At 65.7% G+C, this 26,406-nt stretch carries 25 protein-coding genes and 1 pseudogene; 15 read left to right on the top strand and 11 right to left on the bottom strand.

The window, feature by feature from the left end; all coding sequences use genetic code 11:
- Window positions 1–38 precede the first annotated feature (38 nt).
- Window positions 39–221 (top strand): hypothetical protein, encoded by a 183-nt coding sequence (locus tag ACQP1G_RS24495; RefSeq protein WP_433191905.1) that lies wholly within the window; start codon window positions 39–41, stop codon window positions 219–221.
- Here the strand turns inward: ACQP1G_RS24495 and ACQP1G_RS24490 are convergent.
- Window positions 218–862 carry a helix-turn-helix domain-containing protein gene (locus ACQP1G_RS24490; protein WP_433191904.1) on the bottom strand — a complete coding sequence of 215 codons (645 nt, stop codon included), beginning with the start codon at window positions 860–862 and terminating at the stop codon, window positions 218–220. The two genes, ACQP1G_RS24495 and ACQP1G_RS24490, sit on opposite strands and share 4 nt — an antisense overlap.
- 94 nt (window positions 863–956) lie before the next feature.
- Between ACQP1G_RS24490 and ACQP1G_RS24485 the strand changes: the two genes are divergently transcribed.
- Entirely contained in the window at window positions 957–1,787 is an 831-nt protein-coding gene (locus tag ACQP1G_RS24485) for an SDR family oxidoreductase (protein WP_433191903.1), read from the top strand.
- Between the two features lie 14 nt (window positions 1,788–1,801).
- A complete protein-coding gene (locus tag ACQP1G_RS24480; RefSeq protein ID WP_433191902.1) occupies window positions 1,802–2,872 on the top strand; it encodes an NAD(P)H-dependent amine dehydrogenase family protein in 1,071 nt (356 codons plus the stop codon).
- A 426-nt stretch (window positions 2,873–3,298) separates the two neighbouring features.
- Here the strand turns inward: ACQP1G_RS24480 and ACQP1G_RS24475 are convergent, their stop codons facing one another.
- The 3 genes from ACQP1G_RS24475 to ACQP1G_RS24465 form a co-directional block, all read right to left on the bottom strand.
- Entirely contained in the window at window positions 3,299–4,534 is a 1,236-nt protein-coding gene (locus tag ACQP1G_RS24475; protein ID WP_433191901.1) for a vWA domain-containing protein, read from the bottom strand.
- A complete protein-coding gene (locus ACQP1G_RS24470; protein WP_433191899.1) occupies window positions 4,531–5,775 on the bottom strand; it encodes an AAA family ATPase in 1,245 nt (414 codons plus the stop codon). Before ACQP1G_RS24470 ends, ACQP1G_RS24475 begins: the two co-directional genes overlap by 4 nt.
- A 136-nt stretch (window positions 5,776–5,911) precedes the next feature.
- The gene (locus ACQP1G_RS24465) at window positions 5,912–7,276 is read right to left on the bottom strand and encodes a hypothetical protein (protein WP_433191898.1); all 1,365 of its coding nucleotides are present in this window, start codon (window positions 7,274–7,276) and stop codon (window positions 5,912–5,914) included.
- Between the two features lie 173 nt (window positions 7,277–7,449).
- Here ACQP1G_RS24465 and ACQP1G_RS24460 point away from each other — a divergent pair, with 173 nt between their 5' ends.
- The 9 genes from ACQP1G_RS24460 (at window position 7,450) to ACQP1G_RS24420 (ending at window position 15,547) form a co-directional block, all read left to right on the top strand.
- Window positions 7,450–7,605 carry a hypothetical protein gene (locus ACQP1G_RS24460; RefSeq protein WP_433191897.1) on the top strand — a complete coding sequence of 52 codons (156 nt, stop codon included), beginning with the start codon at window positions 7,450–7,452 and terminating at the stop codon, window positions 7,603–7,605.
- A gap of 298 nt (window positions 7,606–7,903) precedes the next feature.
- Window positions 7,904–8,584: a DJ-1/PfpI family protein gene (locus ACQP1G_RS24455; RefSeq protein ID WP_433191896.1), complete on the top strand. Its 681-nt coding sequence runs from the start codon at window positions 7,904–7,906 to the stop codon at window positions 8,582–8,584.
- Window positions 8,585–8,626: 42 nt separating this feature from the next.
- Window positions 8,627–8,935: a hypothetical protein gene (locus tag ACQP1G_RS24450; protein ID WP_433191895.1), complete on the top strand. Its 309-nt coding sequence runs from the start codon at window positions 8,627–8,629 to the stop codon at window positions 8,933–8,935.
- A 505-nt stretch (window positions 8,936–9,440) separates the two neighbouring features.
- Window positions 9,441–10,151: a DUF3159 domain-containing protein gene (locus ACQP1G_RS24445; protein WP_433191894.1), complete on the top strand. Its 711-nt coding sequence runs from the start codon at window positions 9,441–9,443 to the stop codon at window positions 10,149–10,151.
- Between the two features lie 183 nt (window positions 10,152–10,334).
- Window positions 10,335–12,746 carry an ATP-binding protein gene (locus ACQP1G_RS24440; RefSeq protein ID WP_433191892.1) on the top strand — a complete coding sequence of 804 codons (2,412 nt, stop codon included), beginning with the start codon at window positions 10,335–10,337 and terminating at the stop codon, window positions 12,744–12,746.
- 343 nt (window positions 12,747–13,089) lie between these two features.
- On the top strand, window positions 13,090–13,545 hold the full coding sequence (locus ACQP1G_RS24435; RefSeq protein ID WP_433191891.1) for an aminoacyl-tRNA deacylase: 456 nt from the start codon (window positions 13,090–13,092) through the stop codon (window positions 13,543–13,545).
- Between the two features lie 357 nt (window positions 13,546–13,902).
- A complete protein-coding gene (locus ACQP1G_RS24430) occupies window positions 13,903–14,067 on the top strand; it encodes a hypothetical protein (RefSeq protein WP_433191890.1) in 165 nt (54 codons plus the stop codon).
- Window positions 14,068–14,198: 131 nt separating this feature from the next.
- Entirely contained in the window at window positions 14,199–14,864 is a 666-nt protein-coding gene (locus ACQP1G_RS24425) for a hypothetical protein (protein WP_433191889.1), read from the top strand.
- Between the two features lie 287 nt (window positions 14,865–15,151).
- Window positions 15,152–15,547: a hypothetical protein gene (locus tag ACQP1G_RS24420; RefSeq protein ID WP_433191888.1), complete on the top strand. Its 396-nt coding sequence runs from the start codon at window positions 15,152–15,154 to the stop codon at window positions 15,545–15,547.
- Window positions 15,548–15,897: 350 nt separating this feature from the next.
- On the opposite strand, the gene ACQP1G_RS24415 is transcribed toward ACQP1G_RS24420, so the two are convergent.
- The 3 genes from ACQP1G_RS24415 to ACQP1G_RS24405 all read right to left on the bottom strand — a co-directional run bounded on the left by ACQP1G_RS24415 (window position 15,898) and on the right by ACQP1G_RS24405 (window position 19,799).
- Window positions 15,898–16,731: an RNA polymerase sigma factor SigF gene (locus tag ACQP1G_RS24415; protein ID WP_433191886.1), complete on the bottom strand. Its 834-nt coding sequence runs from the start codon at window positions 16,729–16,731 to the stop codon at window positions 15,898–15,900.
- Window positions 16,732–17,359: 628 nt separating this feature from the next.
- On the bottom strand, window positions 17,360–18,796 hold the full coding sequence (locus ACQP1G_RS24410) for a CHAD domain-containing protein (protein WP_433191885.1): 1,437 nt from the start codon (window positions 18,794–18,796) through the stop codon (window positions 17,360–17,362).
- A gap of 307 nt (window positions 18,797–19,103) precedes the next feature.
- Window positions 19,104–19,799 (bottom strand): TetR/AcrR family transcriptional regulator, encoded by a 696-nt coding sequence (locus tag ACQP1G_RS24405; RefSeq protein WP_433191884.1) that lies wholly within the window; start codon window positions 19,797–19,799, stop codon window positions 19,104–19,106.
- 633 nt (window positions 19,800–20,432) lie between these two features.
- On the opposite strand from ACQP1G_RS24405, the gene ACQP1G_RS24400 reads away from it, so the two are divergent.
- A complete protein-coding gene (locus tag ACQP1G_RS24400; RefSeq protein WP_433191883.1) occupies window positions 20,433–21,005 on the top strand; it encodes a hypothetical protein in 573 nt (190 codons plus the stop codon).
- A 120-nt stretch (window positions 21,006–21,125) separates the two neighbouring features.
- On the opposite strand, the gene ACQP1G_RS24395 is transcribed toward ACQP1G_RS24400, so the two are convergent.
- The 4 genes and pseudogenes from ACQP1G_RS24395 to ACQP1G_RS24380 form a co-directional block, all read right to left on the bottom strand.
- Window positions 21,126–22,076 carry an SDR family oxidoreductase gene (locus tag ACQP1G_RS24395; protein ID WP_433191882.1) on the bottom strand — a complete coding sequence of 317 codons (951 nt, stop codon included), beginning with the start codon at window positions 22,074–22,076 and terminating at the stop codon, window positions 21,126–21,128.
- Window positions 22,073–23,758 (bottom strand): bifunctional 3-(3-hydroxy-phenyl)propionate/3-hydroxycinnamic acid hydroxylase, encoded by a 1,686-nt coding sequence (locus ACQP1G_RS24390; RefSeq protein WP_433191881.1) that lies wholly within the window; start codon window positions 23,756–23,758, stop codon window positions 22,073–22,075. Before ACQP1G_RS24390 ends, ACQP1G_RS24395 begins: the two co-directional genes overlap by 4 nt.
- 247 nt (window positions 23,759–24,005) lie before the next feature.
- A complete protein-coding gene (locus ACQP1G_RS24385) occupies window positions 24,006–24,662 on the bottom strand; it encodes a TetR/AcrR family transcriptional regulator (protein WP_433208761.1) in 657 nt (218 codons plus the stop codon).
- Window positions 24,663–24,680: 18 nt separating this feature from the next.
- Window positions 24,681–24,950, bottom strand: a pseudogene (locus ACQP1G_RS24380) (helix-turn-helix domain-containing protein); the annotation flags it as partial.
- Window positions 24,951–25,192: 242 nt separating this feature from the next.
- Between ACQP1G_RS24380 and ACQP1G_RS24375 the strand changes: the two are divergent.
- Window positions 25,193–25,357: a hypothetical protein gene (locus ACQP1G_RS24375; protein WP_433191880.1), complete on the top strand. Its 165-nt coding sequence runs from the start codon at window positions 25,193–25,195 to the stop codon at window positions 25,355–25,357.
- Window positions 25,358–25,487: 130 nt separating this feature from the next.
- Window positions 25,488–26,372, top strand: a complete 885-nt coding sequence (locus ACQP1G_RS24370; protein ID WP_433191879.1) for an NAD(P)-dependent oxidoreductase — start codon at window positions 25,488–25,490, stop codon at window positions 26,370–26,372.
- Window positions 26,373–26,406 lie beyond the last annotated feature (34 nt).

Raw genomic sequence — 26,406 nt, 5'->3', positions numbered from 1 at the left:
CCTACTACTCGGGTACGCCGCGGCGCAGCAGCTGTCCGATGAGCTCGTCAATCGCGGCATCGTTGCGGTCGTCGAACGAACTGGACAGCCACCTCGATCGAGTCCGACCAGCGGGTTTCGGTCCGAATATCGAGTTCCACGGGTATCGCGACGCGGTGCGCGAGGATGCGCAGGCCGGGCCCGCTCTGCGACAGGACCGCGGAGTGGAAACCGCCTGCTAGGGAGGTGCTTGCTCAGCAGCGGTGACAGCGTCCGCGTTCACGACGGGTTCGGGCCGCCGCGACCCTTCGCTCGCGCCGATCACGCCGTACAGCACCAAATCCTCGAGGGAAGTCGCGAAGCCGTCGAGATCGTCGATGTCGCGAATGCACATCGCGAACAGCGCCGCACCGGCGATCGTGTCCAACAGTGTGTTCGGGTCCAGCCCCGGCCGGGCGGGTTCGCCGTCACCGGGCAGGTACTCGGCCAGTTCGCGGCGGGTGGGGGTATCCAGGCGCGCGGAGAGCTTCTCGTACAAACTGGAGTCGCCACGCATCTCCGCCATCAGGCCCGGCATGGCCTCGCGGGTCTCGGCCGCGCCGAACAGTTGGATCGTCCCCCGGATCACTTTGCGGATCTCGCCGATCAAATCGGGTGCGACCTGGTCGGAACCGACGTCCCGGAACACCGCCTGCGCGATCAAATGCGACTTCGTGGGCCAACGCCGGTAGATCGCCGGGCGGCTGACGCCCGCCCGCGTGGCGATGGCATCGATGGAGGTCGCGGCATAACCGCGTTCAACGAGTAGCGCGCGAGCGGCGTCGAGCACCGCCCGGTCCACCGCGGGGTCGCGGCGGGGGCCCAGCCGAGGGCGTTCGGTCACGAAATCCGTCCTTGTCAGCGCGATCGGGAGTCATTACAGTCTGTCACGACTAAAGTCGATACGTAGTGTAACGACTTTGATTCGAGGAGTTTCAATGAGCGCTGCTGCCCCGCCTCTCCCCACGCCGGCCGAGACCTATGAACCGGTGCCCCTGCTGCGGGACAAGGTCATTGTGGTGTCGGGTATCGGTCCCGGCCTGGGACATTCACTGAGCGTCGAGGCCGCCCGCATGGGTGCCAAGCTGGCGTTGGTCGCCCGCACCGAGACGAAACTGGAGAAACTAGCCGAGGAGGCGCGGGCGGCCGGCGGCACCGCGCTGGTCGCGCCGGCCGACATCACCGTCGAGGAGCAGCGCCGCACCATCGTGGAACGCACGCTCGCCGAATACGGACGGGTGGACTGCCTGATCAACAACGCCTTCGCCATACCGCCGATGAATCCCATCACCGAGATCGAGCTGGGCGCTCTGCGGAACGCGAACGAGACCAACGTCTTCGCCCCGCTGCGCCTGTCGGCCCTGTTCGCCGATGCCCTGGAGCAGTCGCGGGGCTCGATCATCATGCTCAACTCGTGCGTGTCCTATAGTTCGCAACCGGAATACTCCGGCTACAAACTCTCCAAAGGCGCACTGGCGCACCTGGCTTCGTCGCTGGCCACCGAACTCGGCCCGCGCGGCATCCGCGTCAACAGCATCGCACCGTCATACGTCTACGAAGGCATCAACAAGGCCTATTTCGATTGGCTCGCAAGCCAGGCCGGTGTCACCCACGCCGACATCTATCAGCAGAAGGCCGCGCCCACCGACCTGCAGCGGCTGGCCGGTCCCGAGGAAGTCGCCCGAGCCGCCCTGTTCTTGGCCAGCGATCTCGCCTCGGCCGTCACCGGCCAGATGCTGACCGTCGACTGCGGCGAGTTCCACCGATGAACACAGGAGTACCCGTGAGGAAACGAATCGTCTTGTGGGGCACCGGCGTCGTCGGCTCCATGGTGCTGGCCGAAATCCTGCGCCACCCGCGCTTCGAACTGGTCGGCGTCGGCGTCAGCAATCCGGCCAAGGTCGGCAAAGACGCCGGCGACCTGTGCGGCGCACCGAAAACCGGTGTGCTGGCCACGAATTCGGTCGAGGAACTCATCGCTATCCGCCCTGACGCGGTGGTGCACTACGGTCCCACCGCCGCGATGGCCGATGACAACATCGCGATCATCGGCGCGTTCCTGCGCGCCGGGATCGATGTCTGCTCTACAGCCATGACACCCTGGGTGTGGCCGGGCATGGACAAGCTTCCTGCCCTCTGGCGCGATCCGATCACCGACGCGTGCGCCGTGGGCAACGCATCCTGCTTCACCACCGGCATCGACCCGGGTTTCGCCAACGACCTGTTCCCCATGACCCTTATGGGCCTGTGCGGCGAAGTCCAGTCCGTGCGCGCCTCGGAACTGCTGGACTACACCGACTACGAGGGCGACTACGAATTCGAGATGGGCATCGGCCATCCGCCGGAGTTCACCGCGCTGCTCGAACACCCGGACATGCTCATCATGGCGTGGGGCGCGACCGTCCCGATGATCGCCGCCGCCGCCGGCATCGAACTCGACGACATCACCACCACCTGGGAGAAGTGGGTGACACCCGATGATCGTCCCTCGGCCAAAGGGGTGCTAGAGGCGGGCACCGTGGCCGCGATCAGGTTCACCATCAACGGCATCTACCGCGGGCGCGAGGTGATCACGCTCGAACATGTCAACCGCATCGGCCTCGACGCCGCCCCCGACTGGCCCGCGGGCACCCGCGACGACGTCTACCGCGTCGACATCGTGGGCTCCCCCTCCATCTCCCAGGAAACCTCCTTCCGCTTCACCGACGGCTCCGCCCGCACGCCCGCTGTGGCGGGATGCCTCGCCACAGGCATGCGCGCCCTCAACGCTGTGCCCGCCGTCAACGACCTCCCGGCGGGCTGGGTGACCGCACTGGACCTGCCGCTGATCCCTGGTATCGGCACCATCCGATGAACATCAGCACCGACCCGGCGAGACTCATCGCCGCGCGGCCGGCTGTGACAGCGCCGACTGCGCTCGACGAGAATCGGACCACGGCGTCGATATGTGAGGCCTCGGCCTGACCGTCGGCGCGGCATCCATCCAGTTGTGGAATACGCTGCCGCTCAACCGATTCGCAGCGGCCGAGATGCCGCGTGTGGATCGTGTGTGATGTCGCGCACGACTCTCACACCTGGTGCACGACTACGTCGTACCGAGCCAGCCACGACGTCTCGACGTCACCTCCGGATGTGGGGTGACGCCGCATGAGCCGGCCGAGCACAATGCGATCGATGCAAGCCATTGCTCTGCAATAGCTTTCGTGTCTTCCGTATTGCCCACCGACTTGAACCCCACCTTTCACCCTGGTGGCTGTTTCGAAACGCACGGGAGCGCGAGCTAGCCGATATCGACGACTCGCGCCCACGCCGGTGGTCCGTCCGGAACGTATTCGGGATCGCGTTCGCTCCACGAAGGGGCCCGGCGGAACAAGCCCACGACGGTGCGGCACCACGGCTTGGTTTCGGGCCAGGGCGTCTGACCGTCGGTGAGGACCACGACGACGTCCGGGCGGGGTTGAGCGCGAAGGGCTGTGGCGAAACCTGTGCGTAGGTCGGTTCCACCACCGCCCACCAGCGGTATGCCCTCGGCCGCGCACAGCGGGTGCGCGATCCGGGCGGCCGCGTCGCAGGACAACACGGTGAGCAGGTCGCGGCGCCCGCCCGCCGCGCGGCTGATGGCAGTCACTTCGAGTAGGGCGCTGCCGAGTTCGGCGTCGCTGACCGAACCCGAGGTATCGATGATCACGCTGACGCGAGGTGGCGTGCGCCGCAGGCTCGGCAGGATGACGCCGGGCACACCGGCCGAGCGTCGCGCGGGCCGGCCATAGGTGTAGTCCTCGCCGACCCCGGACGCGGAGACGGCCGCGCGCAGTGCCGCGCCGAGCAGGTCGCGCCAGGGCTGCGGTGGATGGAATGCTTCCTGCGCCCAGCGCCGCCATCCTTCGGGCACGTTGCCCGGCCGGCCGATGATGCCCTGCGCCACCCGGAAGCGCACGCCGTCGCGTTCCTGTTCGCTGAGGCCGTCCGCGCCGAGCGGCCCCAGCTCCCATTCGCGTTCCAGGCCGTCGGCGCCGCTGCCGCAATCGAGCCACGCCATGCCCGGCGTGTACGTTCCGAACCGGAACTCCCGCAGGTACTCCTCCATGAGTTTGCCCGCGGGCAAGTCGATATCGGCGGGCAGGATCGCGCCCTCCGGGCGGACCAGTCCGTCGCCGAAGATGTCGTCGTTGATTTCGAAGTCTGCGGCGATATTCATGCGCAGCCGTTCTCCGGGCCCGCTCAGATCGTGCTCGCGGGCGAAGCGCTCACCGCGGCCGTGATGGTCGCGCAGCAGGTGCGAGACCTCATGCACCAGGACCCCGGCCAATTCCTCGACGGGCAGGCTGTCCACGAACGCGGGCGAAACGTAGCAGCGCCAGTATCGGTCCACACTCATCGTCGGGACGCGGCGCGATTCGACGATGTGCAGAGCGAAAAGGGCGGTCGCCAGGTAAGGCCGGACTCGGACGGCGTATAGCCGGGCGGCGAAGAGCTTTTCCAGATCCAGTTTCTGGACCGCTGCCGACATCGTCATCGGCTCGCCCGCACGAGGTCGGCGGCGCGATCCGCGCGCTGCGACACCGACACCACGCCCGCGAGCTTCTCGATCGAGGCCGGCACCTCCCAATTTCCCTGGCGCAGTGTGGCGAGCGTGGTCGCGGGGACGACCACCAGATCCGGCGCCCCGGTTTCGATCGCCTTGACCAGCAGCGCCCACGCCGCATCCCAGCGGGATCGCTCCGGGCGCTGACGCACCGCCGCGACCACACCGTCGAGCGCGGCTTGGCGCAGATCCCCGCGCTCGGGGAGCTCAGCGCCCGCCGGATCGGCCAGCAGCGTCTCGGGGTCCGGGAGGTCCATCCGGTCCAGGCTGGTCAGCAGTTCGAAGCCCGGGCCATCCCCGACCGCGCCCCGGACCAACAGCGACAGCACATCCCTGGAAGACCCTGCGGCGGTGGCGAATGCGATCAGCCGCAGTGTCATCTCCCAACTGCGAGGCGAAGCCCAGGCGCTGCCCCGGCGCGCTTCACTGCTCGGCATCTGATGCACGAGCTTCGGGCGCGCCGCGAGCAGCACACACACCGCGCGACGTGCGAACGCCACTGCCTCCGTAAGCTTTTCCGGGTCGAGCTGCGGCAGTGTCGCGCGCGGCCAGGTGCCGCCGAGACCGCGCACGACCACATCGTGATCGTGCACCCATTGCAGGTGCACGAACCGATTGGCCAGCGGCGGGCTCAGCTCCCAGCCATCGGCCGCCGACGAGCGCGGATTGGCTGCCGCCACGATTCGGACGCCGGGCGGCAGCTTCAGTGAACCGATCCGCCGCTCCAGCACGAGCCGCAGCAGGGCAGCCTGCACGGCGGGTGGCGCGGTGGACAGCTCGTCGAGGAACAGCAGCCCCCGGCCCACACGGACCAATCGCACCGCCCAGTCCGGTGGTGCCATCGGAACACCGTGCTCCGCCGGGTCGTCGCCGACGATCGGCAGACCCGAAAAGTCCGACGGCTCATGCACGCTCGCGATCACCGTGGTCAGCGGCAGATCCAGAGTTCGGGCGAGTTGCGTCAGGGCCGCGGTCTTACCGATTCCCGGCTCACCCCACAGCAGCACCGGCAGGTCAGCGGCCACCGCCAGGGTGAGGGCCTCCAGTTGGATATTGGGGCGCGCTTCGGTGGTGGTCTCGCCGAGCAGTGTCAGTAGATCAGCGGCGATATCGAGCTGGGAAGCGTCAACCGCAGGAGTATGAGCTGCGGAGCCCGTGACTGAAGCAGACATATGAATCACCTTGTGTTGTAGGAGGATTAACGGAAGCGACGCTGGGAAGTCGTCGCGCAAACGCGGGCGGTCGTGCGCAGTAGTCGCAAGATCGGGAAGCAGTCGCCTCGCGCCGGAGCGCACTGCTGCGGCAGGGTCAGTAGCTCGTCGCGTTGCGCGGGTGCGCGCGGCGATCTCGTGGACGGCGAGCGCCGGGGTAGTTGGGGGCGAGTTGCGGTTCGGATAGCCCGGATCGGTAGAGCCCGTAGGTGATTCGCTGTTGCGCTGTGGCTGTCAGTTCGTCCCGGAGAACGCCGTCGCGCAGGATCGCTTCGGGACCGAGCAGGCCTTCGACGACGCAGAGTGCGCCGGCGACGTCACCATGTGCGAGACGTTCGCGAACGCCGGTGAGGCAGTCCGGTTGGCGATGTGCCCGATCGATGGCCTGCAGGCAGGGCAGCGGGGTGCCGGTCAAGGCGGCCAGGAGTTCCTCGCGCCGGATCTCGGCCGGGTCGTGGTCCAGCGCGGACAGCGCACCGTCGACCAAGCCGATTCGATGTTGCTCGCCGCCGCATTCCACCAGGTGTGTTCGCTCCGCTTGGATTGGCCCCCAGACGGATTCGCTCGGCGAATAGCCCGGCACCAGCGCCGCGGCGACCAGCGGATGCAGTCGATCGAGCGAGATCACGCCGGTGCGAAGCAGTTCCAGGTCGGGTGGTTGCCAGGTCGCGGCGTCGGGCAGCACCGGAAGCGCGGAAACAGCTCCGGCCGGGTACGCCGCCGCGATCCGCAAGCCAGCAGGCCCCAGTTCGGCAATCACCCGTTGCCTGGCACCCAATCGCACCAGGAACGTATTCTCCTGTCGCTCTTCGGAATCGAGCAGGATTCGCGCCTCTGCACCCCAACGATCAACGGCGTAGCCGCGATCGCGCGGCACAATCTCCAGCAGAGCCGGGTCCAGCGCCGACCGGTCGGCGCCCGGTTCGGCTCCACACCGTACCCCCAGCTCATCGGCCCTGCGCGCATCCCAGAGGTGACGGTGCAGGTCCATCCGGAAACGCCGGTCCGGCCGGGGATGCGGATGCAAGCCGGTTGCGGTGCCGGGCCCATCCCACAGCGCGAGGCCGACCCGCTGTCCGGCATCCGCCCACGCCGGCGCGGTACGGACCACTAGATGCACGAAACCGGCTCTGCCACGAGGGTAACGAGCGAGCGTGATCGTCAATCCCGGCCGGAGCAAACCATCCGGAGCAACCCTCGGCAGGTGCCAGCGCAGCAGATCCGGGGCCAAATGCCGGAGATCGGACCGAACCTCGGCCACCAACTCCCGGCCGTAAGCCCTTGCCATAGCACGTAAATCGACATCGACATCGAAACCGGCGGCAGCACAGGCCCCGGCCCAATCCCCGGCGCGACGCCGAGCGGTAGTGGTTTCGATCATGGAGGGCGGCACGGCGAACTCACGCACGCGCGGCCAGAAGGAAAGGCGGGAATCGTCCGCATTCGTCTTCACAGTGAGCATCAGCACTCACCTTGGACGAACGGGACCTCCGATCTGCGACCAGAAGTAATCATCATCGCGCCGATCATAGAGCGTGTTGCCGAACCTCGCCAAACACGGCCGGGAACCAAGCTGGCGACGACCGCCGTCAGACCGGCTCGGCACGGAAGTGGAGGTATGCGGTGTCGAGGGGGATGTCGACCGCGAACCAGGCGGCGGATCGATCGTCGTCGCGCGGGCACCAGGCGGTCGCGATGCACAGCCGCGCCACTCCCGCAGCAGCCCAGGCCGGGCAGGTGCCCCGCGATCCCGGCCGGATCGACCGGGCCCGCGCGCTCTACCGCCGCTGAGACCGATCAACAGGGCCCACGATGACGTCTTCGAGCAGGTTCACTGTGCATGGGTGGTTCTGAAGGACAGGGCTACCGGGGGCGATGGATTTTGGCACCTTCGCGTATCGGCGTTCCGGTTTCATCTGGTGGACCATCCCAGGCCCTCACGCGAACTCCTGCGATCTGGTCGCCGAGATTTGATTGGCGAGAATCCGTCGGACTCTGTCTTTTCGTCCTCTTGGGGCTCCCTGCACCAGCTCATAGCTTTGAGTCGAAGCCGGTGTCCACCGGCCTTTCTCTGACGAAGGACGCCCCCATGCACGTTCAGGTAGTTCTGTTCGACGGGTTCGACCCGCTCGACGTGATCGCCCCATATGAGGTCTTTCAGGCTGGCGGCACGGCATCCGGTGGTGCTGTGACAGTCGAGTTGGTTTCCGCCGAAGGTCCCCGGGAGGTTGTCAGCGGCACCGGTGGTTTGGCGTTGCGTGCCACGGGCATTCTCGACCCCGATCGTTCCGGCCTCGTCGTTGTCCCCGGCTCGTCCGGTCGCGTCGGCGATCCCGGTGAGCTGCCCGGCGATGACGTCGATGGTGACCGGGACGAGTTGATCGCGGTCGTGCTCGGCCGGACCTTGACCACCGAGTTGCCGGCCCGGCTCGGGGCGGCCATGACCAACCCGCGGATCACCATGGCCACTGTGTGTGGTGGCTCTCTCGTTCTTGCTATGGCGGGATTGATCGAGGGCCGCTACGCAACTACTCATCATCTGGGCCTGGATGTGCTCGATGCCACTGGGGTTCACGTCGTCCGCGCTCGTGTTGTCGATGACGGGGACCTGGTCACCGGCGCGGGTGTCACCTCCGGCCTCGATCTCGGCCTTTACCTGTTGGAACGCGAGATCGGACCGCAGATCGCCCATGCGGTGGAGGAGCTGTTCGCACATGAGCGCCGCGGCACCACCTGGCGCGCCCAGGGCCCCGCACCGGCCCCCTTGTGACCACGCCCCACGCACACACCGCTCGAGAACAAGGAAGCACCCATGTCCATCGAAGGTATTTGGGATCTGATTATCGCCACCCCTGTCGGGCGCGTGGCGCCGGTTATCGAACTACGGCGCGAAGGTGATGCGTTCGTAGGGTTCGCGCGGGGCACTGACGAGGAGGTACCCCTGCACGACGTTGTCGTTGACGGCAACCAGATCACCTGGACGCAATCGGTCACCAGGCCGATGCGCCTCAATCTTGTTTTTGCTGTCACGATCGATGGCGACACTCTTACGGGTACCTCCAAAGCTGGCCGTCTGCCATCCTCCAAGGTGACAGGTAGCCGCCGACCCGCAGGCGGGTAGCCCGCCACGCTCCGCGAAGAAGCACTCGGCCTATGCGCGCACAGTGACCGACCGCTCGGGGTCGAGGGAGTAGTGGCGAACCGGAGGACGACCGCCGGTGTGACCTCGTAAGACTGCCGGTCAGAGCCTGTGTCGATGGGCTGCGGGCCATCGGGTTCACGCGGCGTATCGCTGTCACCTGGTCGAGCTGTCACACCTGCTCGACGTCGGGCTCGAGAGCCATGGTGGCGATGTGCTGCTGCCTGAGTTGCTGGCGCCGGCCCGGACCGAAGGTCCGGGTCGCGCATCCGGCGGAGCGGCGCGATCGACGAGACGCCGGTGGACTGAACTCGTCACAGGGTTCTGGCGCGATTCAGTCCGGGGCGGGACGAATTACCTTCTCCCGCATGGACGGCCGACGCGCGCACGCGCGCTCCGGTTCGCCCGGCGGCTCCCCCAGCGCTGAACGACTCAGCGGATCTCGAGGCTACAGACCGAGCACATCGCCGCAACCAGAAGGATTCTCATGCAGATATCACGCGGGAAATCTCGGACACGACATGCACACCCCGGCCCGATTTCAGCCGACACCGGTCATCTCGCGCGTATACATGCTGGCGTCCGGGTCAAGATCACGCGTGCTGGCTGGGCCTCGGCAACAGCGGCCACAGCAGCACCCACAGTCGTCTTCCTCGGAGCCAATGCGGTTGGTGGCCTCGGTCCGGCATTGCTCTGTACCGCGGCTACGGCAGTCGGCATCCTCGTATGGCGCGTACGCGCTCGATACCAGGTCGTCCACACGCTTCTGGGCGCATCGCTTGCCACGGCCTGCGCTGTTTCGGCGGCCTTCACCGGGCAGGCGAAGAGCTTCTTCATCCTTCCTATGGTGTTGCCGGTCGCAGCCTCGGTCGTCTGTCTTCTTTCGGTGTTGACCGACCGCCCCTTGGCAGGTGTGGTCGCGAACCGGATCGTGGGCGGCCCACCGCAGTGGCGTGCGCACCGGCCCCTTCGCCGCTTCTATGCGGTGACCACTTTGTTCGTCGCCGTAGTGAGCCTTGCGAGCCTCGTCGCTCAGATCGCCCTTTATTACTTCGCCTCGATCGCGTGGCTCGGAATCCTCCACATCTTGATGGGGCCGATGTGGGCCGGGATCACGGCCGCCTCCGTTGTCCTGTCCCGCCAGGCGGTGATTCGCTACCGGACGCCCGCCGACTGCGCTGCTCAACCGAAGAGTTGACCTCGCTCGACGCCACCGGACTTCCGCCGGAAGCGCTGGACCGATTCGATGTTCCGACGGTAGCCACGACAGTCGGACATATGGTGTAGGTCATACGCGCAGGCTATTTTTGAGTGGGAAGGTTGCAACGGCGCATCGATTACCAAGTACATCGTTTCCACCGCGAATCGGGGTAATGCCGCTGTGGTCGAGGTTGTCGACTATCGTGCCCTCTTCGAGGCGGCACCGGGTCCTTATCTGGTGCTCGACCCTTCTTTGCGCATCGTCGCGGTAACCGACGCATACATGCAGGCAACGATGACCGAACGACCGGATATCCTCGGCCGAGATATTTTCGATGTCTTTCCCGACAATCCGAACGACCCGGAAGCCGAGGGCATGCGCAATCTGCGCGTATCCCTCGAACGGGTCGTGCATGATCGCATCGCCGATGCCATGCCCGTACAACGCTACGATATTCGCCGCCGCGACGGTTCATTCGAACAGCGGTTCTGGAGTCCCGCCAACTCTCCGGTGCTCGACGAAACAGGTCGGCTGCGATACATCATCCATCGGGTCGAAGACGTCACGGAATTCATGCGGTTGCAGGCCGAGGGCGCGGCGCAACAGGAGGAAACCTCCGCGCTGCGCGCATCGGCGCGGCAAATGGAACAGGAGGTATTCGCCAGAGCCCGCGAGGTGGCCGAGACGAGTCGCCAACTCAAGGAAGCCAATGCCGAACTCGCACGTATGTACGCGCGAGCAAAGGAACTCGACGACCTCAAGAGCCAGTTCTTCGCCAATGTCAGCCATGAGTTGCGTACACCGCTGATGCTCATCCTGGCGCCGGCGCGAAAGTTGCTCGACCATGCTGCGCTCGACGACCCGTCACATGACGACCTCGAGGTGATCGTGCGCAACGCCCAGGTGCTCCTCGGCCAGGTCAACGATTTGCTCGATACCGCACAGCTCGAGGCGGGGGCGATGCGGCCGGAATACGCGCATGTCGACGGGGTCGATTTGGTGCGGCTTTCCGCGGCATTCTTCGAAACGATCGCCTTGGACCGGGGCATCGAGTTCCAGGTCGAGGCCCCGGACCACCAGGTGTGGGCCGACTTGGATCCAGAGCATGTGCAGCGGATCGTGGTCAATCTGCTGTCGAATGCCTTCAAGTTCACCCCGGCCGGCGGCAGCGTCCGGTGCACGGTCGGTGCTGCCGACAACTCTATCGTTATCGAGATCGCCGATAGCGGACCCGGCATTCCGGTCGCTCAGCGCGATGCTGTGTTCGAGCGATTTCGTCAGGTCGACGGTGGTGCGAGTCGGTCGGTGGGTGGCACCGGGCTGGGGCTCAGCATTGTCCGAGACCTGGCCCAGTTGCAGGGAGGTTCCGTCACGATCGCCGACGCACCTGAGGGCGGCGCACTCGTTGTTGTCGAGATACCGCGCGCCGCGCCGGCAGGTATGCCCGTGCTCGGGACCGGGGCGCCGGCGAACACGGCCGGCACTGCGGCGAATGTGCTCGCCGCAGTGGCAACCTCGGTTGGCGACCTGCCCGTATCCACGGTGAGCCGACCGCCCCTGAGCACTGACCAGCGGCCCGCGATCCTGGTGATCGAGGACAATCCCGACCTGAACAAGCTTGTCCGCGAATCACTTTCGGACAATTACGAGGTGGCCTCGGCTTTCGATGGACAATCCGGGCTGGAACTGGCGAAATCCAGCAGACCGCAGTTGATCGTGTGCGACATCATGATGCCGCGGATGAGCGGAGACGAAGTGGTGGGTCGAGTACGTTCCGACCCCGATCTGGCGAATACCCCGATTCTCATCGTCACCGCCCGTGCCGATGACCAGTCGCGATTGGAATTGGTGCACGCCGGAGCCAACGACATCCTCCAGAAGCCATTCGATGTTGCTGAACTCCGTGCGCGCGTCGACAATCTGGTGCGGTTACGACGAGCCGAAGACCAGGCGCGGACCTTGCGGTTGATCGACGAACGCGAGCGTATCGCTCGAGAACTGCACAAGACGGTGCTGCACCGTCTGTTCGATATCAGTTTGAAACTGGGGGCGATTCGTCAGCTCGCGCGCGTGTCCGCCGTGGCGTCCCGCATCGACGGGACCATCGCCGAACTCGATGCGGTGATGGCGCAGATCCACACGACCGTTGCCGGACTGGAAGCCGAAACAGGCACTCCGGACAGTTTCCGGGTCCAGGTGCAAGATATGGTCGGCGATGTGGCCGAGGAGTTGGGGGCGGTATCCGAGGTCACCTTCGACGGTCCCGCCGACTGGGCCGAGGCGGCAGTCGTCGATGTCAGCCTGGCGGCCCTGAGTGCGATCCTGACCACGATCATCGCACGCGAAGTGGCCCAGGAAATCGAGGTCACGGTCATCGCGGATCGCGACCTGTGCATCAGCGTATGCGAAACAGCCAGCGCACCAGCGGCTTCCGCGCCCCGCTCCGAGGAGCTTGCGGTACTCGCCGCGAAACTGCCCACCTATTCCGTAGCGTTGACCACCACATCGCCCGCACCGAACCAACACACTTGGACCTGGACGGTGACCGCACCGCCGCAAGACTCCGCGGATTGCAGGGAGATCACCGCGTGAGGCGGCCGGCTGGTGGACCCCGCATCGCGTAGCGAAGTGGATGCGCTGTTGCCGGCGATCGTCCGTCGTGCGAGATGGGGCAGGACGTCGCTATCTCTCGAAGGCTATCGCGTGCCGCTGGTGCAGCAACTCTTCCTTCCATGATGACCATCATTGGTGCCGCGATCCTGCTCGTGAGGTTTCGACATAGCAACGCAGGGTGTTGGGGTTGCGTAGCGGGACTCGGCCATGAGTTCGAGCAGGCTGGCGCCTGCCTCGCCGAGGCGTGTCAGGGCTATGATCAAGGACAAGGGCCGCCGGTTCGGAAGTGGTGCCAACCAGCCAATGGAGGTTCCCTATGCCTATGTCACCGACCGTGCATACGTGCCTACGCAATGCAGGTGTCGAATATGAAGTCGTGCGGCATCCGCACAGCCATAGCAGCACCGAGACAGCCGTAACTGCGGCCATCCCCGGCGACCGACTCGCCAAGACGATCCTCCTCGAAGACGAGCAAGGGTACGTCGGTGCCGTGTTGCCATCCACTCATCACCTGCGGTTGTCGAAACTGTGGGACCAAACCGGACGGCGTCTATCGCTGGCCAACGAGTCGGACATGCGGGAAATCTTCAAAGACTGTGAAGTCGGCGCCATCCCTCCCCTCTGTACCGCCTACGGCATGAAGACACTGATGGACGAAAGCCTGAGCGCGCAACCTGATATCTACTTCGAGGGCGGCGACCACGAGACGCTCATCCACATGCGTACCGAACAATTCATGCGCTTGATGGAACAGGCAGAAAAGGGACACTTCTCCTAGCGCATGCAGAGATTCTGTGCACAAGGACACGCGGCGGTCGGCGCTGCCGGAAGGTTCTGCGCCTGTTCGCAGTCGGCGATCTGAGATCAGGCTAGGACAGCAGGACGGCGCGCTATCGCCGAGTGACGAAATCGACTGGCTGGAAATCCGGTTGCTCGCCGAGCTGCGTAAGGACGCACTCACCAGGAGCATGCAGGGCCGGCTCAGCTTCGAAGACTTCCGCTGCGGTTCGTCACTCCAGAACATGCCGGTGCGGTGTCGGCCGAGGGCCATGCCCGCACCGGCGTGCGTTAAGGGTTGCGACTGATCGTGATGCAGTGGTGCACCCGGCTTTTCGAGGTGCCGACGCTCCGGTACGTGTCTTCGCAGGCCCTGTCGGAGTCGACGCTCCTCGATGTCGGTGCGGTGCCACATCAGCTTGGTCTCGGCGCGCAGTACCTCGCGACGCAGGCCCCCGTCATCGTGGATTTGCGCCTCGACCAGCATCGCGACCGTGCGGGCACGGTTGCATACGACTGGTGATTTCCGCGGCCCGTAACAGCGGAGGATCATCCGACGACTACGCAGGGGGTGCCGGACAACCGTCCAAATTCATCAGACCCATTGCGCGTCTGTCTTTTTCAGGCAAAGCAGCAGGTGCAGGAGGAGAGACTGTGCGGATCATGCAGATGTTGGGCAGGGGGCGCCGATGGCGCGCCGGCGCCGGACTGGTGCTCGGCGTCGTGGCGCCGGTGCTGATCGTGACCGCGTGCACGGCTGACAAGCAGGATTCCGCCGCGCCGCGCTCTGGCACTGCGACGGCCACCTCGATGAGCGCATCGAGGACGACGCCCCCGGCCACCACCGCGGCACCGGGCAACCCCGGCGAGACCGTTGGAGATCCGGGCAATGGGGGTGGAGCAGGCACCGGACAGACGGCCGCCGGGCAGCCCGTCACTCCGGGCGGCACCGACAACTGCGGAATCGACTACTGCGGCGCACCCACGGAATCCCAGCCGACACCAGGCGGCACGGACACCTGTGGCGTGACCTTCTGCGGCACAACGAGCTATCCCGCTCCGGCACCCGGCGGCACCGACTACTGCGGCGACACCCCATGCGGCATCTATGTCAAGTGCACCGACAAGATCAACTACGCGGGCGATCCACGGTCCAACAACGAGATCAACAGCATCGGCGCACGAGACGGCAAGTGTCCCGAACCGATTCACCCCACGACAACCAGCAGCGCAGCACCCCCGACCACGACCACGGTGGCGCCAACGACTACTTCCTCACCGACTACGACCGTTACGACGACAACGGCTACGCAGCAGTAGGAGGGCGGGTCTGGAGTGCGGTGCCCAGTGCGCGGGCACCGGACACCGCCATCGTCGTGTGGGGCGCTGCGGCCCCTACGCCTTCTGACAGGCGTAACAAGCGTCCTGATAGGCGTCCCCAGTCCCAACAACTACTGTGCGGCCAGCTTTCAGGATTTCGGGACCGTGTACTGGGGCCGCAGACACCGTCCGGCTGCCGCCGAGACCGACCTTGACCCACATTTCCGCAGGTCCGGGGTGATCGAATGGCGCTAGGGTAAAGGGGGGTGGGTGCGAGGAGTCGGAAGATGAGCACCACCATCGTGATCATTGTCGTCGTCGTTTTGGTCATTTTGCTTGCGGCCAGTGCATGGGTGTTGATGCGCAAACGGCGCGAACACCAGCGGGCCGAAGCCGAGGGCATTCGGGACCGCGCGGCGGAACGGGAATTCGAGGTCGATCAACGGGAGGCACGTGCGGAGGAGACTGCCGCCAAGAGCCGTGCGGCAAAGGCTGAAGGCGAGGTCAAGGCGGCACAGGCCGAGCAGCTTGCCCAGCAGGCGCATGCGCATCGCAGGGAGGCAGCGGATTCGCGCACCGAGTTGGACAAGGAGTGGGAGCGCGCGAATAAGGTCGATCCGGACTCGAAGTCAGGTGAGAAGCAGCAGGGGGCTGATCCTGGACAGCCGTCACACAGCCCCTGACAAGGATCCCGAGGTTTCTCCGGCTTTCCGTGGCTCGGGAGCATGAGCACAGCGCGCTCCCGACCGTAACGGTGCGTTTCAGCGGTTGGGGCTGCGTCCGAGGGCGGGCGGAAGGCGCGCACCGGCAGCCACTGACCCCTGGATCGCATTCGCGCTTCGGATCCCGGTCGCCGTTCACCGCTGCGCCGTACTGAGCGCGCTCAGCGTCGGCGGTAATGGACCCGTGTCAGAACTCGGTCCACATGTCATCCACCAACCCGCCACCACTGTCGAATGGTCATGCGCGGTCCAACCCGCTGGCACCCGCACTGCCGACTCTGCCTGCTCGGCACATGCCGCGAGGGCGTTTGTCAGGCGACTTCGCAGCGGCTGTCCGCGCCGATCGCTTGCTCGCGCAGCGTATTCAGGGTCTTGGTGAGAATGCGGGAAACCTGCATCTGGGAGACGCCGAGGCGCGCGGCGATCTGGGATTGGGTCTTGGCTTCGAAGAAACGCAGGATCAGCACCCGACGCTGGGGTTCGGGAAGCGCGGCGATCAACGGGCGCACCGACATCGCGTCTTCCAACAATCGGTAGCACGGCTCTACGGCGCCGAGGGAGTCGATGACCGAGGCGCGCGTACCTTCGTCGTTATCGCCGACCCCGATGTCGAGCGAGTTGGTCTGGTAGGCATTGGCCGCGATCAACGCCTGAGTGACCTCACCGAGGTCGAGATCGAGTTCAGCGGCGATCTCCCGCGCGGTCGGCATTCGGCTGAGCCGCTGCGCCAGTGTCTCCACGGTCGGCCGAATCAGCGCCTGCAGTTCTTTGGCCCGGCGCGGTACTCGCAGCGCCCAGGTGTGGTCGCGAAAGTAGCGCCGCACCTCACCCATGACGGTCGGCACCGCGAACGACAGGAACGAGCAGCCTCGCGTGAGGTCGAAACGATCCACCGCCTGCACCAGCCCTAGCCGAGCGATCTGCTGCAAATCCTCGAATTCGGTACCACGACCCGCGAACTTGCGTGCAATGTGGTCGGCCAAGGGTAGACACCGCCGCACGATCTCCTCGCGCACGAGCTGCCGATGAGGGTCCCCGGGCTCCAGGGCAGCCAACTTCTCGAACCATGGCTCGATATCGTCGTAGTTGTCACCGGCACCGGTAGCGTGTCGGGATCCGTCGTTTCGAACTGTTGTTCTACTCATCCGAGTCTCCCTCACTTCCTATGAAGTTCGATTTCACAGGGGTACCCCAGTTGCCGTAATCGAAACGTGACCAAGGGGGCGCCACCCGCTCAAACCAGAGTGCTCGAGCCCGAGACCAGCGGCGATACTCGAGCATTCCGCGCCGGACACACAAGCGTTGCCAGGTTCGGGTCGGTTAGACCTGGACTGTGTCCAAGCATTCGGGCCAGTCCAGCACTTTGCCGAACCCGCGCTCGTCGCTTCCGCACACCAGCCCGCAGCCGCCAAGGTTCTGGTGATCTGTACCGCGTTCGACGATCAGCTGTCGCAGCTGCGTGCCGGTGAAACGATCAGCGCGCTCCGGTTGACCGCGACGCATCTCGGCCTGTTGACCTCTGTCTGCAGACCCAGCCCCTCCGCTCGCCCGATGTACGCGCCGAGATCCGGAGCCAGGTCTATGACTGCGCCTCCGCGCGGGCCATAGTCCGGCTGGGTGCCGACCAGCGCGGCGCCGTTTCCGCGCCGCACCGAGCGACCGAGGGTTCGGCGAGCAGCCCGCAAATATGGACCGGTGGCGACACCGGCGACTCAACCACGCGTGCCGACGTGACAGTCATCCAGCGACCTGCCGTGCAGCGAGAGCCCGTACCTATTCGCCTGCGGCAACCGCAGCGACACGCTGGCGCGCGCCCTCGGCGGCGTGCACCTCGTTCGCGTACAGCAGGCCGTAGGTGAAGCCGTTCTCATCGACTGCCGTGCCCGCTGCTGTCGCGGTTCGCCACAGGAAATCGGTCGACACGACGCTGTCGTTATAGTCGCCGAGTAGCCGGTGAATCTTCTTGTAGTACTTGATGTTCGACCTTGCACGTGCGGGCTTTAGAACGGGCTTGTGTAATTCGGCGGCGTAGCGTGCGCGTTTGGCGGCTTTACGCGCGCGGTGTAGCGATTCGTGTCGGTGGTTGTGCAATGCGGTCACTAACCGCCGGTCGGCTTTGCTCGCGGCCCGGCGGGCCCGCTTCACGAGTTGGCGCCGACGGATACGCCGCTCGAACGGTGGCTGTGATTTCCATGTCTGCAGGGTCGCGAGCAGTCGCAAGTAGCGGGGCGAGTTCATTGCCTCAGCGAGAGCATTGCGGCTCGGTAACTGCCGAGCCAGCAGCGCCGCGTCGATCCGCGCAGCGACGGGACCCAAGATGAGTTCGGGAGGTAGGGCATTGATTTCCTCGGCGAGGCGTCGGCGTTGGACGTGGCAATCGCGTATGTCGCCGAGCAGTGCTGCGTACCATTTCAGCTCGTTGTCGATCTCGCCGATGGCGGAGCGGTTCAGGAGCTTGCCGAACACGCGTAGCGTGCTGCGGAGTCGCCGCGTCGCGACACGGGTGTCGTGGATTGGTTCCTCGCCTCGGCGTAGCCCGACGTCTCCGACGAAGATCAGGTCGATCTGTGTGGTCATGTATTCGTGCACGGCGCGTTCCGCCCGGGAGTTGGTGGCGGCCGGTCCGGTTCGCTCCGGCAGTACACGAGACAGCTTGGAGGGATAGCTCGCCATGCGTGCGCCTGCTTCGGCGAGCCGGTCCCGCAATATCGTCGGGATTTTGTCGGTATTCGGGCCGAGTTCGACCTCGATCTCACGCCAGGCGAGCAGTTCCGCAGGCTGGTCGGCTGCGGTCGAGTCCACGGTGTCGTCATCGATCTCGACGATCAATTCGCCGTCCGAACCGAGGATGCGGTGACGGCGGCGCAATGTATGAACCGTGGCGACCGCATTCAACGGTCTACCCAGCGCGGCGCCGTTGACGACCTCGGCGAGTTCGTGCGGCAGCTCGTCCGACAGCCGGGCGGTTACTTCGACGCGACCACGTGAGTGCGGGATCTTCAGCTGCCACCCGGATTCGTCGTCTCCCTCACGGCGGCGCAACGTCAGGTCGTGGGCGAGCAGGTCCCGCTCGGCGGTGTCGAAATAGGTACTGGTCAGCTCGACCGGCAACTCCTCGATGCGGCTATTCGTGACAAGGTCGTCGAGCCTCGGAAGCGTGAAGTTCCGGTCGACCGCCCATTTGCTTTCACGTTCGAGTACGTCCTTCATGCGCTAGCGCATTCCCTGCAAACCGCGTGTCAAACAGGGAAAGCGATCTCGTTGCGGCTGATCGCGCCGAAAGCTTCCCGTCCAGCGGAACGGGTGAACACATCGGGTTGGTTGGCGCCGCTGCTGTCCGCTGTCCTGTACGGCCTCTCGGACGTCATCGGTGGAATTGCCTCTCGGTGTGTCCATTTCGCGGCTAGCGCGATCTCCGGACAGTCGGCCGGACTTGTCGTCGCGGAACTCGCACACGCCACGGCTTACTCCGGCATGGGGGCCGGTCGCGGCCGGAAGCTCGCGGCTGTCTGCATGGTCATGTCTCAGGCAGATCTTGCGGCGTCCCCTCCGCCGCAGTGATGATCTTGATCACCGCGGCAACAAGCCCGCCGTCGGGATCGCTGAGACGCGGCAAGGATCTCCGATCTACCAACAGAGATCCAAGAGTGAGATCTACCAGTTCAGCACCGACCTGCTCGGCAGATCGACGCCCTTCCGGCTCGAACCACGTCCACGCCCATTGCGCGGCACCGAAGATGAGCAGGCTGCGGATACTCGTATCGACGGGCCGGAACTCACCCGACGCAACGCCCGCATCGACCACGCCGTGCATTATTCCGATGTAATGCCTTCGGAGCTTGCGCCCCTCGGAATTCTCATCCTGCTGCGCGAACCGCGCGACCTCACGCTGGAATGCGACGGTCCGATTTCGATCGTGCACCTGATAGAGCATGGCCGCGTGCAATAGCCCAGCAAGCCGTTCGGTCGGCGTAGAAAACTCCGACACGATGCGCTCGGCCTCGTCGATCCGGCGCCGCATATAGGCAAGATGCAGAGCTTCCAGCAACCGCGCCTTTGTGCCGTAGTGATGCACGATCAAGCCCTGGGAGATGCCCAACTCGCTTGCAACACCACTGAAGCTGGTCCCGTCGTAGCCCTTCTCGGCAACTTGGCGCGTGAAAATGTCGAGGATCGCACCCGACTTGCCCGGTCCCGCCGCGCGCCCACTCACCGATCCCGCCCCTCCTCGTTCAACTTTGCCGCACACCCTAGCATCCACTGACTGCTCAACCAGTCATTGACTGAGTGTGCAGTCAGTACTAACATTATGCGCCGAGTCACAGCGGCGTACTCACTGCATCAACCATTCATCTCGAAATAGTCGAGCAATCAGCTATGAAACAGCATGCCTGTCCCACCGAGGCTGTCATCGACCAATCAGCATCGGAACTCCACGTACGAGCCCGCGCCCGCGGCATGGGGTACCTGCGCAGCGATCGCTCACGCACATGCTCGACGGCACCATCCGATCTGCGCTTCGCATGACCGGGCCCCCTGGCGACGCCAGCAACATCTCGACGCGCATCGCCCGAGGCGGCGACCAGTATGTCATCACCGGACGTAGAGGGTGGTCCCCCGCGCCATGAGCCCTCGCTGCCAGCTGGTCACCATCCACCGCGTTGCAACCGAGTCCGAGCAGACAGCCCCGGCGAAGTCCACCGCATGGCCGTCGCTGGCAACGAACTTCGGGGCCACACAACATGATTCGCTGGCAACCCGTCTCCTTGACGGTGACGGCCCAGCGACGAAGGACCATCTGGCGCACCTGAAGTGTCGGCCCGCGATGAAAGACATGTGATCACCCGTGGACGCGGGTATGGCGGGGCGGGGGGATCCGGCGATGGATGCGGCAGCTTTGTTGTCCCCGGATCAACTATTGGCGGCGATCGCCGGGCGTCTCGCCGAGCCGTTGCCGCTGATCGCGTGGGCGAGAGAACTGGGCGATCTACACGCCGCCCTGATTCCGGCGGTTTTGAATCCCCGGCGGCCTCCACCTGACGTCACCGAGGCAGACCTCCATGCGGATATCGCGAAGGTCATCGACAAGATCAACTCTTGGGCGGTGTTCTACGTCCGCCACAGCCGGTGCGCCCGCCGCCACACTCACTCCTTTGGTGAGGTCATCAGTCATGTCGCAAAGACCTACGCCGAGGCCTGGTGGACGGTGCTGCACGCCGACTGCGAGGAGCTTCGGCACTCGGCGTGGGTCCATCTCGGCGAGGTCCGTGAAGGCTATGCGCAACTCATCGGCGAGATCCGGGCCGGCCGCGTTCAACTCCCACTGGGATGGCGAGGCATCCGACATACCCGACAAAATGACAGCACTCCGACACAACAGGAAACCGACCAGGAAGTGGAGCACGAGGGCAAGCAGTAGGCCGGGTTGTCTCGTCGGGCAGTCAGCAATGGGACCGATCAGGTGCAGGTTGTGACCTGCCCACCTGCGAATAGCGGTTCGTCTTTGTGCCGGCTTCGAGTTGATGTCGCTTCTCGGCGGTCACCTGGCGCGCGAGACCGAGGCGGCTCGGCCGGCAACGGTGAGGCCCAAGCGCGCGGCGGTGTGAACGAGGCGCGAGACACCGTCCTGGGTGAACGAGCTCGCGTGCTCGGCGGCGAAACTCTCGATGGTCTGTGGGGGCCGGCCGGTCAGGTCGCGCACGGTGGTGCTGACCGTCGCGCCGGCACCGGCACGGAACAGTTCCGCCATCTCGGCGAGATGCTCGACGTACCAGTCAGGCTTTCCCTGGCGCCGGAGCACGTTCGCGGCGAGCTTTGGCGGCGTGTTGACGTAGCGGACCCGTTGTGCGGTCGCGCTGGCGAGGACCGCGGCCAGTTCCGCGTAGCTGAACGCGCGCGGCCCGGTGACGTCGTATACGCGGTCATAGTGGCTGTCGCTGGTCAGCACCGCGGCGGCGACGGCGGCGATGTCGCGGGCGTCGACCATCGCGATCGGTGCGCTGTCCATCGGCGCTGCGAGCAGCCCGAGCTCGGAGACCATCGGCGCTGCGGTCTCGAGGAGGTTCTGCATGAAGAATCCCGGGCGTAGGAAGGTGAAGGGCACGCCTGTCGCTTCGATTCGGTGCTCGGTCTGCCAATGCTGGCGGCCGATCTCCGCCGGACCGCCGGGTGAGACCGAGGGTGCAATGCCGGACACCTTGACGATGTGGCCGATATGTGCCCCGAGCGCGGCGTCGACGGCGTTGCCCTGTAGCTCGGCCTGCCGGAGGTCCTGGACCGAGACGAGGAACACGCGGTCGACGCCCTGCATAGCCTGGTCGAGTGAGGCGGCGTCACCCAGGTCGCCGGTTGCCAGTTCGACGCCTTGGTCGGCGAGTGCGGTTGCCTTCGACCGGTCGCGGATAAGCGCTCGCACCGGCGATCCTGCCGAGACGAGCAGGCGTGCGACTTCGCCGCCGATTCTTCCGGTGGCCCCAATGACGAGAATCATGCGCGGCCGACCTCCTTCTGGGCTGTACGGATCGAACGGGCTGCGCGGTTGGCGGCGGCCACATCCCCGCCGACCAATGACCTGTACAGGCCGGCTATGTGGTCGAGGTCGCTGGTTTCCGGCATCGCGAACACGATGCGGTCTGGCCGCACGATCGCGACGTCACCGCCGTGTCGGTCGAAGAAGTCGAGCGCGTAGCCGTCGATGTCCTCGACTGCGACGGTATCGGCCTCGCAGCGGGTCCGGCGGTGGCCGGGTCGGCTGATGGAAAGGAAGCTGGCGCCGAGCGACGTCCACAGCGCCTGGCTCTCTGGGCGCAAGTGGACTTGTGGATCGAGATCGCGACCGAGGACGGCCCAGCCGCTGCCGATCAGGTCGTCGAGGGGCCGCAGCCGTCCCTCTGGTGTGCGGACCGTGGGCTGGGGGAACGTATGTCCGGCGCCGGCGCGGCGTCGCGAACTGTCGAACGCTCCGGATGAGTACCGGAGGTCGGGCTTGAACCGTCCTTCGGTGAAGTAGGGCAGATGCGCCACCTTCGTCAGCATCGCGTCACGAACCACGGCGACACGGCGGCGGCGGGTTTGCACCATGGCGCCGGAGAAGCGGGTCAGCCGGGTCATGCGTGTGACGTGCGGGCGTCGCTCACGCTCATAGCTGTCGAGCAACGACGGGTCGGCGTCATCTGCGATGACCGCCGCGAGCTTCCAGGCAAGGTTGTGGGCGTCGCGTAGGCCAGAGCTGAGTCCCTGTCCGGCGAACGGCGGCATCAGGTGCGCCGCGTCGCCGGCGAGAAGCACACGGCCCGAACGCCATTGGGTCGCAGTGCGGGCGTGGAACGTGTAGACGATGTGCCGGAGGATGGTGATCCGGTCGGGGTCGACCCACGGGGAGATGAGTCGCCGCGCGTTCTCCAGAGTTGCGAGTTCAGCGTGGTCTTCGCCCGGGAGAACCATGAACTCCCAGCGGTGGTGCGTCCCGGGTAGTGGCAGCGTCACCGCTGGACGGTCCGGATTCCCGATGAACTGGAAGGACGTGACGTCGGTCAACGGGGCCTCGAGCTCGGCGTCGACGACGAGCCACGGCTGCGCGTACGTGGAGCCGGTGAATTCAATGGAGCGGAGGTTGCGCACGGTGCTTCGTCCGCCGTCACAGGCCACGACGTAGCGCGCGCGGATCGCGGTCTGCCGACCTCGGTCGCCGGCGCGAGCCCACACGGTCACGCCCTCGCCTTCTTCGTGGATTCCTTCGACGCGGACGCCCATCCTGACGGTGATATGTGGATACCGCGCGACCCCCTCATAGAGCACACGCTCGAGGTCGGGCTGGTAGAAGAACGCGAGCTGCGGGAACCCGTTGCGGCCTCCACTGGGATGCATCGTGACCAGCGGGTCGCCATGCATGGAGAGGAACTGCGTGCTCTGCCCCAGGTCGAGAAGTGGTAGGAGTTGATCGACGAGGCCCGCCGCCTGAAAGACGCGGAGCACTTCGTCGTCGGTGGCGCCCGCGCGCGGCATGGTGTATGGCTCGACGTCGCGCTCGAGCACGATCGTCCTGACCCCGGCCTGGCCGAGCAGGTTCGCGACCATCGCGCCGACCGGCCCGTAGCCGACGATCACAACATCAGTGTTTTCCGGGTCGCCGTCGGTCCGGGTGCCCGCTGTCGACTCGGTCTGAACTTTCATCAGCATGGACTGTTCTCTCACTTGTACCGGCATCGAGCCGGCAGGACGGAAGTCCGGATGAGCGGCATTTTGGTGCCGCGCAGAGCGTCGGTCACCCACAGAGACGACGCTTTCCTCAACACTGAGTGTAGCCTCAGTCTACTGAACGTCAAGAGATGAAGCGCCGACGGCGCGAGGTCACGTGGACGCGCGGAGACGTTCGCTGAGCTCTTGGCCCGGCTCGCAGCGGAACAGCGAAGAGGAGTCGTCAGCGCTGGCCGGTGTCGCCGGAAGATCGCGAGGCCAGCTCCGTGGCCTCGCTTGGCGGGATGCCGAGCAGGCGCAGTGAGTACGCGACGAATTCAGCGTCGACCGATCGGTCGAGCTCGCCGTCGAGTCTGGCGCGCATGCATCCGATCAGCGCCCCGCCGATCATGTACTCGGCCAGGGCAGGGGTGAGTACCCGGAAGCGATCGTCGTTGATTCCGCGACGGACATCGGATAGCAGGCGGGCTCCGAGCCGTTTGAGGAGCGACTCGTGCGAGACGGCGACCCTGACGAGCAGCCATCCCCACACCGGATCGTCGGCCGTCGCCGCGAGTGTGCCGTGAAGAGCAGCGGCGACGATCCCGGCAGGGTCGGAGAGTTCGGACGTGAGCGCGTCCATCGCCTGCCCGTGACGTTCGAGCGCGTCGTCGATAACCGCGTCGAGCAGCTCTTCCTTGGTGGAGAAGTAGTTATAGAAGGACCCGAAGCCGAGATCGGCGGTCTCAGCGATCTCACCAATGGTCGCGGCATCAACGCCCTTGCGGGCGATCACGGCGCGGCCGGCGTCCAGCAAGCGCGCACGCGTCTGGGCTCGACGGCGGGTGGCCCTGTCCTGGCGGCGGCCGTCGGGCTGGAGTGTGTCGTTGCCGGTGGCCATAACCTGCTCCGTCGACCCGCCCACTGCCTTCTTCGGCTGGCTCACCGCACTTGGTGCGGCGACGGGTTCGATCAGGTCGTCCATCGAGCAGTCGAGGATGTCCAGCAGTGCCGTGAGGATCCTGAGATTGAGTCGCTCGGGCCGTTCGGTGACCAGCCGGTAGACCTGGCTCGACGACAGCGCGATCTCCCGCTCCGCCAGCGGGGCGATCAAGTCCGTGGTCTGGAACATCCCGCGATCGGCCATGATTCGACGCAGGTGCCAGCGGTAGTCCGGCTTCCCGGGCATCAGCGGTCCTTCCCGTTCGGTGTGGCCGATTCCAAGGCCGGTGCGAGCGCCTTGTACAGCGCGATGTTGCCGCAACCCACCCTCCAAGACTCGCCCTGATAGGGAGAATATCATGCATTAAACGGGAGAGACTGGCCAAGAGCATGACTGCAAGTGACTGTGCGATCGGCTCGAGCCTTGGCAGCGATCGCGCGACCGACACTGTCTCGCCCATCTGATGCAATTCCCGAGGATTGGCGTAGGTGATCGTCGACCCGGTCACCGCACAGATTCGCGTCGCGGTATCGACGCTGCTCGCCGACACCGATGCCGAAGATCCGTCCACGGCGGACTTGCTGCATGCGGTCATCAACCAACTCGTAAAGCAGGCGAGGCTGCTCAGCAGCGAAAACCGCAACTCGCGATAGACCGCGGCGATGTCCGACAAGGTGGACGATGAATCGGGCTCGGTTCGTACCGGCCCAGCTGCACGGGCCTTCGATCAGAAAATGGCCGCCGTTCATTCTGTTGGCCGCCGACGACAACGAGGAGTGTGCGATGACTGGAATGACAGTTGGTTTCGCCGGGCTCGGCGCGATGGGGCAGGGCATGGCCGCCAGCCTGCTTCGGGAAGGCTATCGGCTGCTGGTCTGGAACCGCTCCCCCGAGCCGGTCGCCGCGCTGGTCGCGCAGGGCGCCGACGCGGCCGGGCGTCTCGCTGACGTGTTCGCCGCCGAAGCGGTCGTCTCGATGCTGGCCGACGACCAGGCCGTCGAGCAGTCGCTGCTCGACCCGACGCTGTTGGCCGGTGCAAAGGCGGCGGTGCACCTCAACATGGCGACGGTCTCGATCGCCCTTGCCGAGCGGGCCGAAGCCCTGCACACCGAGCACGACATCGGGTACGTCGCCGCGCCCGTCCTCGGCCGGCCCCGAGTAGCTGCTGCCGGCGAACTGAACATTCTCGCCGCCGGCGACGAGACGGCGCTGGCGAAGGCAGCGCCGCTGCTGTCCGCGATGGGGCGGCACACCTGGCATTTCGGCACCCGCCCCAGCCACGCCAACGCCGCAAAGATCAGCGTCAACTTCCTGATCGCCTGTGCCATCGAGTCCATGGCCGAGGCGTGCAGTTTGGCGGAGTCTCACGGTGTCCAGCCCACCGACCTGGTCGAAATGCTCAGCGGCACACTGTTTCCCGGGCCGATCTACTCCGGCTACGGCGCAATGGTCGCCGAACGCCGCTACGAACCAGCCGGCTTCCGGCTGCCACTCGGCCTCAAAGACGTCAACCTCGCCCTCACCGCCGGCGCGGCCGCGAACGTCCCGCTGCCGTTCGGCAGCGTGCTGCGCGACGCCTTCCTCGACGCCCTCGCCTACGGCGACGGCGATAAGGACTGGGCCGCCGTCGCCGCCGTGGCCCGCCGCCGGGCCGGGCTGCCCGCATAGATTCTTCCGGCGCACCGACCGGCACCACGCAGAC

This window comes from Nocardia sp. CA-107356 (genome assembly GCF_050946365.1).
GTDB lineage: Bacteria > Actinomycetota > Actinomycetes > Mycobacteriales > Mycobacteriaceae > Nocardia.
The sequence above is the reverse complement of the archived record's forward strand: the minus strand, read 5'-3'. Positions and strand labels throughout refer to the sequence as shown.